The following is a 14,214-nucleotide window of genomic DNA, read 5'->3' as shown; positions in this document are numbered from 1 at the left end:
ACTGGTGCAGCCACACCGCCTCGGCCTGATGGCGGATGTAGAAGCCCGGCTTGTTGGCCGATTCGAAAGACACACCGCCGCCGCCATCCAGCGCCTTGCGCGGGCAGAAGGTGGCCGATTGCCTGAAGGCATCGCTGTTGTCGCTCGCGTCGATGCGCATGCGGCCATCGAGGTGGCGCAGGAACTTGCCCGCCACGTTGACCGACTCGAACGACAGGCACGCGCCGTTCGACAAGCCGGTCACCGGCTTCCAAGACGCGTCCTGCTTCAGCAGCGCGCCGCTCGCATCGTCAACGACCGCCGTGTAGCCCAGGTTGTCGAAGTGGCGGATGTAGCGGTCGGTGACGCCCGGCGTGACCGTGCGCAGCGAGTACGAGGTGCCGAGCCTGAAGTACGGCACGCCTTCGACCAGCGCCTGGTTGGTGGCACGCACCAGCGCGAAGTCCATCTTCTTCACGCGCCGGTCGTAGGTGAGGAAGCCGTTCAGCTCATCCTCGACGTCGGTGATCTCGGTGTAGACCACCGCGCTCAGACCCTTGGTGTTGACCAGTTCGCGGATGCGGTTCACCTGCGCGACGTACGCCGACTGCAGCGAGGCCTGGTCGGGGTACAGCACGTAGCAGCAGGTGGAGTCGGAGTTCCACATGTGGCCGTCGACGCGCAGGCCATTGCCGCCGTATTCGCCCAGCACCGAGATGCGGCCGGGTTGCCAATCCGGCGCTGAGGGGCCGGGGTAGTCGTGCAGGTCGATCAGGTCGCCGGCGCCGCTGTCGCCGGGCGCGAAGTTGATGCCCGAGTGGGTGTTGAGCAGGCGCGTCTTGTCCCATTGGCGGAACAGGTCCGTCGTCTGGGTCATCTCGAAATCGCCCCAGCTCTCGTTGAAGATCACCCACGCGATGATCGAGGGGGACGAACGGTGCTCGTCGACGATCTCCCTGTCCTGCGCACGCACCTTCTCGCGCACCGCCGTGTTGCCTTCGGCGTCCCACGCATGCGGCATGTCTTGCCACACCAGCAGGCCCAGCTTGTCGGCCCAGTAGTACCAGCGCTGCGGCTCGACCTTGATGTGCTTGCGCGTCATGTTGAAGCCGAGGTCCTTGGTGGCGACCAGGTCGGACTTCAGCGCCTCATCGGTCGGCGCGGTGTACAGGCCATCGGGCCAGAAGCCCTGGTCCAGCGGCCCGTTCTGGAAGACGAACTTGCCGTTCAGCAGCGGCCGCGGCACACCGCCCACGTTGCCCACGCTGATCGAGCGCATGCCGAAGTAGCTGCCAACCTGGTCGACGACCTTGCCGTTGGCGTTCTTCAGCTTGATCGTGAGGTCGTAGAGGAACGGATCGTCGGGCGACCACAAGCGCGGGTTGTTGACTTTCACGCTCAGTGGCTTGGTGGCGCTGCCACTGGCGCTCGACACCTTCACGCCGTTGGAAGAGACGACAGCATCGATCGTCATCCCGTCGAGCTTCTTGCCCTTGAGCGCGATCTTCAGTGCCTCGGTGTCGAGGTTGGGCGTGAGGTCGACCCGGTCGATGTGCGCCTGCGCCACCGGCTCGAGCCACACCGTCTGCCAGATGCCCGAGCTGGGTGTGTAGAAGATGCCGCCGGGCGAGTTGGTCTGCTTGCCCAGCATGTCCATGCCGTCGGTCGGATCGAAGGCACCGACCACCAGCTCGTTCGTACCGGACTTCAGGTACTTCGTGATGTCGAAGCTGAAGGCGTCGTAACCGCCGCTGTGCTGACCGACCTTGGTGCCATTGACATACACCGTGGTCAGCCGATCGACCGCGCCGAAGTTCAGCAGCACATGTTTGCCCGACCAGCCGGCCGGCACGGTGAAGCTGCGCTTGTACCAAAGGTGCCGCTCGCCCATGCGCTGGATGCCCGAAAGGAACGACTCGGCCGGATACGGCACGCGGATCTGCTCGGGGTTGTTCGGGAAGGTCGGCGCGTTCGCCGGCGGGTGCTCGGCATCGGGTGCACCGGCCCCGCCGCGGTACGACCACAGGCCGTTGAGGTTGAGCCAGTCGCCACGCGTCATCTGCGGGCGCGGGTACTCGGGCAGCGGCACGGGCGCCTGCAGAGCCGCATCCGTCCACGGCGTGGTCATGCGCGGCGTGGGCGCGAGCTGCGGTGTCGATACCGATTCGGCGGACACGGCTTGCGCCTGCTCGCGCTTGTCAGCGGCCGCAGGGCTCGGCGTTTCGTCCGCCCCACCGCCGCCGCAACCGGCCACCACGGCGGTGGTGGCCAGCAGGGTCCAAAGGAATCTGCTCGTCATGCTGGGTTTTCTGTTCGTGCGGGTGAATGGATGTGGGTCTGCGGCGCCCTGCCCTGGTTCGGCGGGCGCTGCGTTCACGTGGAGGACCGGCTCTACCAGCCCCAGTTGCCCTTGCCCTTGTCGAAGAAGCTGTCGGGCGCGTTCTCGCGCTGCAGTGGCGCAATGCCGGAACCGGCGACGGTGACGCCGACGAAGCGCACCGAGCCGCGCCCGCCGCCATCGGCCACCTCGATGCCGTAGGTACCGGCGCGCCGCACGTTGACGTTCTCGAGCTTCACATTCGTCATCGTTGCGTTGTCGGCCGCCTGCAGCGCGTACGGCGGGATGCGTTCACCTCGGACGTAAGGTGTGCCGAAGCCGCGGAACTCGATGCCGGCAAACGTCGGCTCGATGATGTCGACGTCTTTCACGTAGATGTCGCTGATGCTGCCCTCGCGCAGGTAGAACTTCAGTGCGCCGTGGTTCCACGGGTTCGGCGTGTCTTCGCGGAACATCGTGCCGCCGGCGCGCGTGAGCGAGATGTTCTGGAAGGTGGTGCGCGGCTTGGTGAACGGATACGGGCTGAACTCGTGGTCGATCAGGATGCCCGGGTAGGTCAGCACGTCTTCACAGGTGCTGTCGCGGAAGGTGTTGTCGGCCCCACCGTAGACCGCGAAACAGTTGGCGCGCCACGGCATCTTCACCGACACATGGCGCACGACATTGCCGTGGCCGATGCCCTGGTCAGGCGCGTTGCGCTGTTCGTCGGTGAAGAAGTTCGGGCCGAACTCGTAGGTCTTGTAGGCGACCCACTTGGTCCACTGGATCGACCAGATCGCCACCGCGTCGTCACCGCTGTTGCGGATGTGGCAGTTCTCGACGATCGAGTTCGAGGTGCCGTTGTCGAGGTTGATGCCGTCGGCGTAGATGTTGCGGATGCGGCAGTTGCGGATGATGAGGCCGTCGGTCGGCTGCGTCTGGTGCGGCGGGTCGTTGCCCACCCAGATGGCGGCCACCTTGTGCTCGATCCAGATGTTCTCGATCAGGCTGTTCTTGCCCATCGGGCCGGCAAAAGCCTTCTGCGGGCCGTTGGTCTCTTCGTCGCGCGCTTTCGATTCGCCGAAGATCGAGAAATCGCCGAACACACAGCGCGCAGTCGCGCCATAGCAGAAGAACATCGACTTCGGGCCGCGGATGTTGGTGTGCCACATGCCGGCGCCGCGCACTTCGATGCCCGGGTTGTCGAGGCCGACGTTGCCGCCGCTGATGACGTTCGCCTGGTAGTTGCCCGGCGGGAACCACAGCTTGTTCGTCGAGCGCATCGCGCGAAGAATGTCGTCGGCGTGGTCCTTGCCGTCGTCCGGGAAGATGCCGAACTGCGTCACCGAGGTGAAGCCCTCGGGCATCGTCAGCGGGGGTGGCGCCTGCTCCAGATCGACCAGGTCGATCACGTAGAACGGCGCCGTGTCTTGCGCATCGCGCTTGAGCATGACGGTCGCCCCCTGCGGGATGGGGTCGACCAGCATGCGCACTTCATCGAAGAAGGTGTGCGGCTGCGGACCGGGGATGTCGACGACCGGATCGCCGATCTTGCCGCCGAGGTAAGACCACGCATAGCGCGACGTGAGGTTCAGCGTGCGCACGCGCGTGCCGTTGACGTACAGGCCCAGCGTGGCATCGATGCCGCCGCCACCCGCGGAGTCAGGGATCGAGTAGCGGACGACGATGGCGTTCGCGTCTTTCCTGTTCTTGAACGACACGTAGTCGCCAGTCTTGTTCAACCGCACGGCCTTGCGGCCAATGGCCTCGGCCTCGATGTGGTTCGCGTCCCACTTCTGCCGGCTCGGGCCCAGGATCTGCGCGTTCGTCTGGCCGTTCTCGGCCTGATACTCGATCCATGGCACCTTGGCACCGCGCGTCTGGGCTTGCGCCTGTGGCGCGGCTGCACTGGCCAGCACGCCGACGACGACGACGACGCCAGCGAGCGTCGCCAATCTCCGCACGTTCCTCTGCACCTTCTTTTGCATCGCGGGTTCTCCTCTTCGCACCAGTTCGTTCGTTGATTCGTTCTATGTGACGGCGCTCACCACCACGGCAAACCGTTCGCCTCGCGCAGCAGCTGAAACGCTGTGTCAGGTCGGACGACGACGTAGTCGCCGCCCAGGCTGTTGGCCACGTTCAGGAAGGTCGTCGGCGTCACGTTGGTCCAGGGTTGGGCCTGGATCAGGATGAAGCGCGGTGACGTGCGGTTCCACCCGGCCGCCGCGGACGCGATGTGGTTCTTCATCGCCTGCTCGTCGGTGCAGTAGTTGCACGACAGGGCCATGCCCGGCAGGCTGTTGTTGTAGATGGTCAGGCCGCCGCCGGTGTTCTGCGCCGTCAGGCCCAACAGCGTCGGCGCGTTGCGCGCATAGGCGTTGCCCGAGGCCTGGCTGATGCCGCCGGTGATCGTGTTCCACACGGTGATCACCTTCAGCCCGGCCTTCTTGTTGTAGCGCTCGGTGGTGGCGACGAACTGGTCGAGCGCGGCCGCGTTCGTCCACACGTTCGGGTAGGTGTAGCCGTAGCCCGACGGGCCGGAGATCAGGTTGTCATTGGCGGTCGACGTGCGGTGATAGAAGTTCAGCGCGCCCGGCATTGCATCGACCATCGCCGGCGATACCGTCCAGCCGATCGGCACCTTGCCGCGATCCGGGTTGTTCCAGAGCTTGCGCATCAGGTGCTCGACGTACTGCAGGTTGTCGCCGTCGCTCAGGATGAAGGCGACGTAAAGCTTGTTCTGCAGCGGCGGCTTGGCCGGCACCGGTGCGATCTGGATCGCGCGCGACGTACCGCTGTGCACCGTGAGGTTGGTTGACCAGTCGCTCGCGACGGTGGCGATGCCGTACTGCGATGCGCGCTCGACGCCACTGGCCTCTTCGGGCCACCAGCCGAGCATCACCGTGCCCGCGCCCATAGCCGCGAGGAACTTATTCAGCAGCTCGCTCTCGCCGGGCGTACGCGGATCCAGCCAGATGGCGGCGGCGCCAATGGCGGTGGCGTACTCGCGCACGGCGGCCTTGTGGATCGTGGGCGAGATGCTGACGACCGCGCGGTGCGTCAGCGTCGGCCAATAGCTGTCGTACAGCGTCTGGTAGACCTGCAGCTTGCTGCTGAACTGGCCGCGGAAGTCGACGAGGATGGGCAGGTTGTACGGCGCCGCCATCAGCTTGGTGGCCAGCGCGGGCGATGCGATCAGCGCCTTGCGCTTGCGCGCGATCGCCGTCGCGAGGTTGATCGTGTCGCGCTGCGCGGGGTCGTAGACGATCAGGCCCTGCAGCGAATCACGGTACTTGGTGATCAGGCTCCACTTGTCGCTGACCTCGGTCCATTGCAGGCCCAACGACTGCAACCAGGTGGTCGGCCCTTCCGCGAAAGCATCCCCCTCGTACGAGAAGATGCGCGGCTTCTTGAAGTTGACGATGCCCTTGAGCGAGGCGAACAAGACCATCTCGTCCGAGCTCGGGCCTTGCGTGACGCCGACGCGGTCGACCTTGATGTAGGCGCCACCCAGCCAGTAGACGCGCAGCTCGAGCGAATGGTTGGCCGCGGGCAGGTTGAACGGCAGCTGGAAATTGACGTACTGGCTCGCCACCGGGAAGTCCATCCGGTTGATCGTTCGCTGCGCGAGCATGGCGCCGGTCGTCGCATCGCGCACGTCGATCACGACCTGCGGTTCGTTGTTCGCGTTGTTGTTGTCGATCTTGATCTGGAACTCGGCCGTGTTCGGCCCGGCCGGCACGCTGCTGTCGTACGGCCCGTAGACCATGTGCGCGTTCGGCACGTCGATGCCCGTCTGGCACAACCAGCCGTCGCCATCGGCGCGCCCGGTGCCATGCGAGATGAGCGGGCCCTCGGCCTCCCAGTGCAGCGGCGTTTCGCGCAGCGTGATCAGGTCTTGCACCGGCTTGGGCGCCGGAAAGCTCGGCAGCAGCTGCCTGGTGGGCCAGGTCAGGTCGGCCCGCGCGGCACCGCCCACGGCCAGCAGGCTGGCGGCAAGCAGGCTGCGCCAGGCTGGTCCGCCGAAATAGGCCGCGCAACATCCACCGAGATTGTCAACAACCATTTTGTGGAGCATTCGCGAAACCTCTTCCGATCGAGAATCCAGCCAGGCAATGGGGTTTTCACCCAGTTGCCTCCGCATTTCAGCGAGCGACACCTGGTAGCGCTTTCGGAGGGTTTATAGGCCAGACATCTGGTGTTGAATCCATTGACCCTTCAGCCCACTCGGCGGCGACATAACCAGAATGAAACCAGTCGCAACAAAAGTTGCCTGCCGTGCAGGTGGATAACGTTTTCAAGGCCTTTGCCTGCCCCGCTGACAACGATGTCTCCATGAAGGCAATTTCTTGACGCTGCAAGAAAGTACCAACTGCGAATATCCGCCAATCCCCGAGACACCCGGACTTCGGCCCGCATTCGGTCAAAGATTGGCCGACAACGGAGTATCTGAATCCAGGCCCTTGTTGCCGAGCCGTCTAGGGTTTTCTATAAATTCAACCTTAACGTTTCCTGAAGTAGAAAGCGCTTTCGTGCCTGCGGACGCAGGCGGTCCTTCAAATGGAGTCGACCCATGCCGCTTTCCCGCCGCCGCTTCGCCCAAGCTGCCCTCCCGCTGCTGTTGTCGCTGGCGTGCGCCACCCCCTGGGCAGCCACGGCTGGCGAGGCGGCGGAAGCCACGATCTGCAACCTCTACTGCGACGGGCGTGATCCCGCCCTCTCGCCAGGCGATCGGCAGCCCGTCAGCACGACGGTCCATTCGCGCCAGATCACCCTGCACCTCGATGACGCCGATGCCATGGGCTGGGCCTCGATCGAGAACGGTGCACCGGGCGACGAGGTGTGGCTCGACCGCTCATTCGACGCGGGCCGCAGCTGGCCCGGCGGCAGCAAGCTGGGCGACACCACCGTGCCGGCCGGCAACCGCGGTTGGCGGACGCTGATGTTCAACGTCGACGACTGGGCCAACCGCGGCGTGGGCCTGCTGCGCGCCTGCGGCAAGGCAGGCGATCGCCCCGAGATCGCCTGCACGGCCTGGGCCCGGGTGACCTGGAATGCCGGCGATCGCCGCACTGCCGCGGCCACCGCGCTGATGGGCTTCTACAACCAGGGGACGGGTTTGTTCGATACCTCCGGTTGGTGGAATTCGGCCAATGCGTTGACCGCGCTCATACAGAACATCAAAGTCAGTGGCATGGGGAGTTATACCTACGCCATCGCAAACACCTACGACCGCAATATCAATGCTGCCAGGGGTCAATTCAGAAACGACTATATCGACGACACCGGCTGGTGGGGTCTGGCCTGGATCGCGGCATATGACCAGACGAAAGACCAGCGGTACCTGAATACCGCCAAGATCGACGCCGACTACATGGCTTCATTCTGGGATGGAACCTGCGGTGGCGGTGTCTGGTGGAGCGAGGCCAAAACCTACAAGAACGCCATCTCCAACAGCTTGTACATCCACCTGAACGCCGCGCTGCACAACCGCTTGGCCGGCGACACGCTGTATCTGCAGCGGGCGAAGCAAGGCTGGGCCTGGTTCAAAGCCACCGGAATGATCAACGGTGAGAACCTCGTCAACGACGGCATCAACCTCTCGACCTGCAAGAACAACGGCGACACCGTCTGGACCTACAACCAGGGCGTGCTGATCGGCGCGCTCACCGAGCTGTACCGCGCCACCGGCGACAAGAACCACAAGGCGATGGCCAAGCGCATCGCCAATGCATCAACGACCACACCGCTGCTGCACGACGCCAACGGCATCCTGCGCGAGCCCTGCGAGAGCAATGGCTGTGGTGGCGACGGCCCGTCGTTCAAGGGCGCCCACGTGCGCGGTCTCGCAGCCCTGAACGCGCTGCTGGCCAAGCGCCCCTACTCCGCATACCTGAAGCGGCAGGCCGACAGCGCCTACGCCAAAGACCGCAACCCGCAAGACGCCTACGGCCTGCATTTCGCCGGGCCGCTGGATTCGATCGACGCCGCACGCCAGCACAGCGCGCTGGACTTGATGAACGCGGCTCCCTTGCCCTGACCCCCGATTCCCCATCACAAGCCAGGCCGGTGCCGCGACGCGCCGCACACGGTCTGCGCACCCCGCTGCGGCCTGAGGAACACCCACAACTTCAGAGGAGTTTCCGGATGAAAAGGCTCAAGGACACTCGGCGCCGACTCGCGCTCCAGGCCGCTCTTGCCGCAGGACTCGCCATGGCCGCCTGCGGGGGCAACGACAGCGTCGGCAACACATCCGCCGGCGCCGAAGGCAGCGAACGCGCGCAGGCGTTCAGCGCCGACAGCGAAGCCGTGCAGGCAGACCTGCTGCCATGGGTCAACCCCTTCATCGGCACCAAGATCGGCAACCCCGACGGCGACCAAGGCACCGGTGGCGCGGTGGGCAACACCTTTCCCGGCGCGACGCTGCCCTTCGGCATGGTGCAGTTCAGCCCCGACACCGGCTACGGCGAGTTCTACGGCTTCGGCGGCTACAACTACGAGAAGGGCGTGATCCAGGGCATCAGCCTGATCCACTCCAGCGGCACGGGCTGCTCGATCCAGCAAGACATCTCGATGTTGCCGATCGTCGGCAACGTGACGCTATCGCCCGGCACGCACCTGCCCAACTACCAGGTGCCCTACTCGCATGGCAACGAGACGGCCACGCCGGGCTTCTACCGCGTCGGGCTGAACAACGGTGTCAACACCGAGCTGACGACCAGCAAGCGCGCCGGCTTCGGCCGCTTCACCTGGCCGCAGACGAACGACGCGACGATGATCCTGAACGTCGGCCGCAACGGCGTCGGCGCCCGCAGCGCGATGCTCGAGATCGTCGGCACCAACGAGATCCGCGGCTTCGTCGAGACCGGTGGCGTGTGCGGCGGCGGCGGCTACTTCGTCTACTTCCACGGCCAGTTCGACAAGCCCTTCGCGAGCTTTGGCACTTATGCCGGCGACACGGTGACACCTGGCTCACGCACCGCCGCGCGTGGGCAGAAGAACGGCGGCTGGGTCAAGTTCGCCGGCGGAGGCCAGGTGCAGCTGCGCGTGGGCGTGTCCTACGTCAGCACCGACAACGCCAAGCTCAACATGCAGACCGAGCTGGCCAACGTGCAGTTCGACACCGTCAAGACCAACGCGGCAACGGCGTGGAACAAGCTGCTCAACCGCGTGCAGGTCACCGGCGGCTCCACCGATGACCGCACCAAGTTCTACACGGCGCTGTACCACTCGCTGCTGCACCCCAACCTGTTCAGCGACGTGAACGGCCAGTACATCGGCTTCGACAACAAGATCTACACCGCCGACGGCTGGGACAAGTACGCCACCTTTTCGGGCTGGGACATCTACCGCTCGCAGGTGCAGCTGATCGGCTGGCTGCAGCCCAAGGTCGCCAGCGACATGGCGCAATCGATGGTCGTCGATGCCGAGAAAGGCGGCGGTGGCTACCCGAAATGGCCGACCGCGAACGACGACACCTGCGTGATGGTGGGTGATGCCGGCGCCGTGATCGTCGCCAACCTGTACGCCTTCGGCGGCAAGAAGTTCGACACCGCCTCGGCGCTGAAGTACATGGAGCAAGCCGCCACGCAACCCGGCACGCGCTCACGCAACTGCGAGACGCGCGTCGGCTTGGCCGCACAACAAAGCCACGGGTATATCCCGAACGGCACAGGCGGCGTGTGGGGCCCTTCGGCGACGACGCTCGAATACGCGCTGGCTGATTCGGCCATCGCACATTTCGCCGGCGCACTGGGCGACACCGCCAAGCGCGACAGGTACCTCGCCTACTCGCAGGACTGGAAGTCGCTTTACTCGAACTTCTCCGGCTACATCCACCCGCGCCTGGACACCGGCGGCTTCATCAACGGCTTCAGCCGCACCAGCGGCGACAGCTTCGTCGAAGGCAACTCGGCGCAGTACACCTGGATGGTGCCGCAGAACTACCGCGGCCTGTTCGACCGCATGGGTGGCAACGCCGCGGCCATCGCCCGCCTGGACGAGCACTTCATCAAGCTCGACGACGGCGCCGGCAGCCCGTATGCCTTCATGGGCAACGAGCCCGAACACGGCTCGCCGTGGGCCTACCTGTTCGCTGGCGCGCCATACAAGTCACAGGCCGTCGTGCGGCGCATCCTGACCGAGCTTTACCGCAACAGCCCGGATGGCTTGAACGGCAACGACGATCTCGGCGCCACGTCGGCCTGGTACGTGTGGGGTGCGCTGGGCCTCTACCCCGAGCTCCCGGGCCTCGGCGGCTTCGTGATTGGCAGCCCGCTGTTTCCGACCACCAAGATCAAGATGGGCAACGGCAAGATCCTGACGATCAAGGCTCCGAACGCGGGCTCAGAAGGCACCTACATCCAGAGCATGACGATCAACGGCGCCGCCAACACCAGCACCTGGCTGCCGCTGACCAAGCTGAAGGCCGACACCACGCTGCAGTTCGACCTGGGCTCGACGCCCAACACCAGTTGGGGCAGCGCACCGGCCGATGCGCCGCCGTCGTTCGAAAGCCCGCGCGTCACCAGGAGCGCGGCGAGCTTCAGCGCCGATTTCGACAGCCGCAACAGCCAGCCCGACTGGAACGACACGATCGAGATCGCGGCCAACATCACCGGCTACTGCTGCGCGCTCGATCACATGGAGACCTCGACGCGCCGCGAAGGCGGCACGCACAGCGGGGCCGGTGCGCTGATGTACTCGGGCAACGACAACGACGCGACCCGTTCGTTCTCGTACAACAAGGTGTTCGACGCGAACATCCCGGTGACCAACGCGACCACCCTGTCGTACTGGATCCGCCCGAGTGCGGTGAACGCCAACAGCGCGTTCGTCTCGATCGACCTGATCTTCACCGACGGCACCAACCTGCGCGATTCGGGTGCGACGGACCAGAACGGCATCCGCGTCCACCCCGAGTTCCAAGGCCGCGGCGGCAAGCTGACGCTGGACAACTGGAACGAGGTGCGCTCGAACATCGGCCAATGGGCCGCCGGCAAGACGATCGCCCGCATCCTCGTCGGCTACGACCGCCCGGACGCGACCGGCCAGTTCCGCGGGCTCATCGACGACTTGCGCATCGGCACGCCTTGAGGCCGACCAAGCAACGTCAGAGCCAACGACAACAGCGAGCGTCGGTGGACTCGGCGACAGCCGCCACCGATCGCTCACGATAAAGGACGTCAGTTGGGACGGGTTGGCGTGATGTGTGGCCGCCGGCCGGAGGTCTCAGCGCAACGGACTGGCGAGCACGCGCAAGACCTTGCCGCTTCGGCCACGATGGCCGGGCTGGCCGCTGCGGCAATGGATGTGAACCTCGGGCACGCCCTGGGAAGCCAAAAAGGTGGCCAACGCTTTGCGGGCAACCCGCAACTGTTGGGTGACTTCGGCGCCGCCGCGGGCCGTGCAGAGCGTCAATTCGCGTGGGCCCTGTTGCCGCAGCTGAAAGTCGAACAGGCCGGCCTCTTCCTCCAGCACGGTGCTGATTGCCAACGGCAGCACCGGCACGCGCCGCCGTCCATGGCCAGCCAGCCGCAGGGTATCGTCGCGCCGCCCCTGGACATCAATCACCGGCAGGTGCGAGCCGCAGGCGCACGGTGAGACGGCCAGTTGCACCTGGTCGCCCAGGTCGTAGCGAATCAGGGGCTGGACGTGGTTGGCCAGGTTGGTCAGCAGGGTGGTTGCACTGGGGTGGCCAGGCGGCACGGGTCGACCGTGTTCGTCCACCGGCTCGAGGATCAACCAGTCGCTGTTCAGGTGCAGCTGGCCTTGGCTGCATTCACCCGCCATCGGCAGGAATTCGGACGCGCCATAGCTGTTGCGGACGCCACAGCCGAAACCCCGTTCGATGCCACGCCGCATGGCCGACGTCAGTGTTTCGCCGCCAGTCCAGATTTCGCGCAACGCCAGGTTGAGTCGGCCCTCTTCCTGCGCCTGCGCCAGCAGCAGCGCAGCGCTGGGATAGCTGGCCAGCACGGTCGGCCGCAGCGCCTGGACCTCGGCCAACAGTTCGTCGAGCGGCCGCAGGAACGACACGCACTGCAACCGCGGCGCGAGCACGGGGCTCAGGCGCCGCAGGCGCTCCATCGACACGACGCTGGCGAAGTGGCCACCGATCGCACCGACGAAAACGATGCGTTCGCTCATCAGCCATGGGTCCAGCAGACGGTGCCAAAGCGTCGGGGCTGGTCGGCGCACGCTCTCGAGCGCGTCGTAGACACCCATCGCGTGCCGGTCTTGCACGAAGATGCCCGGCTCGCCGGTGCTGCCGGAGCTTTCCCACACGGTGTAGCGGCCCAGGTACGGCTCACCGACCTGCGTGGCGTCACGCATGAAACGCTTGACCTCGTCCAGCTTCAGCGCCGGGTCAGTGACCCAGTCGTCGAAGTGGCGCATCAGCTCGGCCTTGCGCGAGACGGGCAGGTCTTGCAGCCGCAGCGTCGAAGCAGGCTGGCTGCCCAGGCGCTCGCGGTACAGGCGAGAGCCCTTGGCCGCCGTAGTCAGCAGCGTTCGCAGGCGCTGCGCCTGGCGCGCGGCCAGGCCTTCTGCATCGGCCCGCGACGCCGCCCATATGTCGGCCGCCACGCTCGTGGTGAACCAAGGGTCGATGGGCAGCAGCATGGCAGGCGTATCGAAGAGCTCGAAAAGACAAAAGGGGCGCCAGGTAAACCTAGCGCCCCTCGTCGTTCTTGTTGGCGGAGACGATGTCTGACACGTCTCCCGCGTGCGGAATCGCATTCTGGACCGTTCGGCACGAATACGCCAGAGGCGTGCGTGCGCCGTGTCCCGGCCGTACGGCAAGTCATGCCTGGTGGCAATCGCGAGCAGACGCGCGGACGCATTCCCGCGCGCCGTTCTCGACGCGATCTGATGGAACGCTGCCTCTGCATAATCCCCAGCGCATTGGCACATCCACAGGGAAAGGGTTCCATGAAGGTAGCAGTGTTCGGCGCGTCTGTGAGTGCGCAGACGGTGCGTCACGGCACAGATGAGATCACCGGTTACTGCGAAGTGCTGCGCCGCCGGTGGCTGAAAGCCATCGGCGCAACCAGCCTGACCCAAATCTGCTATCCCGGCAGCAGATTGTCCGACGGCGGGCTGTACCGTGTCGGCGACCTGATCGAACACGCGCCCGACCTGTGTCTGTTCGAGCCGCTCATCGAGGACGGCTCGCGCGGCCGAACGGTCACGCCCGGGGAGGCGGAGTTCGTGTACCGCTCAATGTTGCGCAATCGCATCCTGCCGGTGGCCCTCTTCCTGCCCGACCCCGCCATGCGTACGCCACGCAAGTGGGGAACATACCCGCTGCACAAGCGCATCTGCAACGCCATCGGTTTGCCCTGCATTGAAGTGGACCTCGCTAACTCGGGAGACATCACCGGCCGATTCAACGGCGTGCACACGCATTTGAGCGGCGCCGAGCTGTACGCCGACGAAATCGTGCGGGGGCTGCAGGCAATCGGCGACGATCGCTCCTTGGCCGAACGGGCTTTTGCGGCGTCTGCGAAGTTGCAGGCCAACCTCTACGAGACCCTTGTCGAGACCCCCGTGCGAAAGACCGTTTCGACCATGATGCTTCGCTTGCACCCTCGTACAGCTGGCACCTTCAGCTACCGTGCCGTCCAGCCACACCAAATAGGACCGTTCTCGCCTGTGGTTGCCGTACAGGCCAATGGCGCGTCGACGCAGGGTGATCTCCTGCGCAGCGTCTGGGACCCGTATTGCTCCTATGAGCGCCGGACCTATCTGGTGCTGGACGACCGCAGCGTCACCGAATCCGGCACCGCTTGCACCGTCACGATCTCGATTTCGTCCGCTGATCCCGACTATGCGAAGGTGCGCAAACCCGTCGAGCGGTGGCCGATGGCTCACGAACGAAGCCTGCGGCCGGTTGGCCCGATCAAGGTATTTTCGAC

The 14,214-nt window shown here is 65.3% G+C and carries 7 protein-coding genes; 3 read left to right on the top strand and 4 right to left on the bottom strand.

Annotated features, from left to right (window positions below; translation table 11 throughout):
- The 3 genes from VFY73_RS19055 to VFY73_RS19045 all read right to left on the bottom strand — a co-directional run.
- Positions 1–2,278, bottom strand: a 2,278-nt coding sequence (locus VFY73_RS19055; protein ID WP_329721691.1) for an AbfB domain-containing protein, incomplete at its 3' end; no start/stop codon positions are given.
- 92 nt (positions 2,279–2,370) lie between these two features.
- Positions 2,371–4,284 carry a right-handed parallel beta-helix repeat-containing protein gene (locus VFY73_RS19050; protein ID WP_329721689.1) on the bottom strand — a complete coding sequence of 638 codons (1,914 nt, stop codon included), beginning with the start codon at positions 4,282–4,284 and terminating at the stop codon, positions 2,371–2,373.
- A 56-nt stretch (positions 4,285–4,340) separates the two neighbouring features.
- The gene (locus tag VFY73_RS19045) at positions 4,341–6,362 is read right to left on the bottom strand and encodes a GxGYxYP domain-containing protein (protein WP_329721687.1); all 2,022 of its coding nucleotides are present in this window, start codon (positions 6,360–6,362) and stop codon (positions 4,341–4,343) included.
- A gap of 507 nt (positions 6,363–6,869) precedes the next feature.
- Between VFY73_RS19045 and VFY73_RS19040 the strand changes: the two genes are divergently transcribed.
- The gene (locus VFY73_RS19040) at positions 6,870–8,336 is read left to right on the top strand and encodes a glycoside hydrolase family 76 protein (RefSeq protein ID WP_329721685.1); all 1,467 of its coding nucleotides are present in this window, start codon (positions 6,870–6,872) and stop codon (positions 8,334–8,336) included.
- Positions 8,337–8,509: 173 nt separating this feature from the next.
- Complete coding sequence (locus VFY73_RS19035) at positions 8,510–11,392, top strand: GH92 family glycosyl hydrolase (RefSeq protein WP_329721683.1); 2,883 nt, start codon at positions 8,510–8,512, stop codon at positions 11,390–11,392.
- A gap of 135 nt (positions 11,393–11,527) precedes the next feature.
- Here VFY73_RS19035 and VFY73_RS19030 read toward each other — a convergent pair whose 3' ends face one another.
- A complete protein-coding gene (locus VFY73_RS19030; RefSeq protein WP_329721681.1) occupies positions 11,528–12,919 on the bottom strand; it encodes a phenylacetate--CoA ligase family protein in 1,392 nt (463 codons plus the stop codon).
- 309 nt (positions 12,920–13,228) lie between these two features.
- Here VFY73_RS19030 and VFY73_RS19025 point away from each other — a divergent pair.
- Positions 13,229–14,214: hypothetical protein (locus VFY73_RS19025; RefSeq protein ID WP_329721679.1), on the top strand; the 986-nt coding region annotated here is incomplete at its 3' end.

The organism is Ideonella sp. (genome assembly GCF_036277275.1).
Classification (GTDB): Bacteria; Pseudomonadota; Gammaproteobacteria; order Burkholderiales; family Burkholderiaceae_C; genus Ideonella.
Note: the sequence above shows the minus strand (reverse complement) of the source record. Positions and strands in the feature narration are given on the sequence as shown.

Excerpts from the sequence above, each read along its gene's own strand:
- VFY73_RS19050 (WP_329721689.1), bottom strand. The coding sequence starts at position 4,284 with ATGCAAAAGAAGGTGCAGAGGAACGTGCGGAGATTGGCGACGCTCGCT.
- VFY73_RS19045 (WP_329721687.1), bottom strand. The coding sequence starts at position 6,362 with ATGGTTGTTGACAATCTCGGTGGATGTTGCGCGGCCTATTTCGGCGGA.
- VFY73_RS19040 (WP_329721685.1), top strand. The coding sequence starts at position 6,870 with ATGCCGCTTTCCCGCCGCCGCTTCGCCCAAGCTGCCCTCCCGCTGCTG.
- VFY73_RS19035 (WP_329721683.1), top strand. The coding sequence starts at position 8,510 with ATGGCCGCCTGCGGGGGCAACGACAGCGTCGGCAACACATCCGCCGGC.
- VFY73_RS19030 (WP_329721681.1), bottom strand. The coding sequence starts at position 12,919 with ATGCTGCTGCCCATCGACCCTTGGTTCACCACGAGCGTGGCGGCCGAC.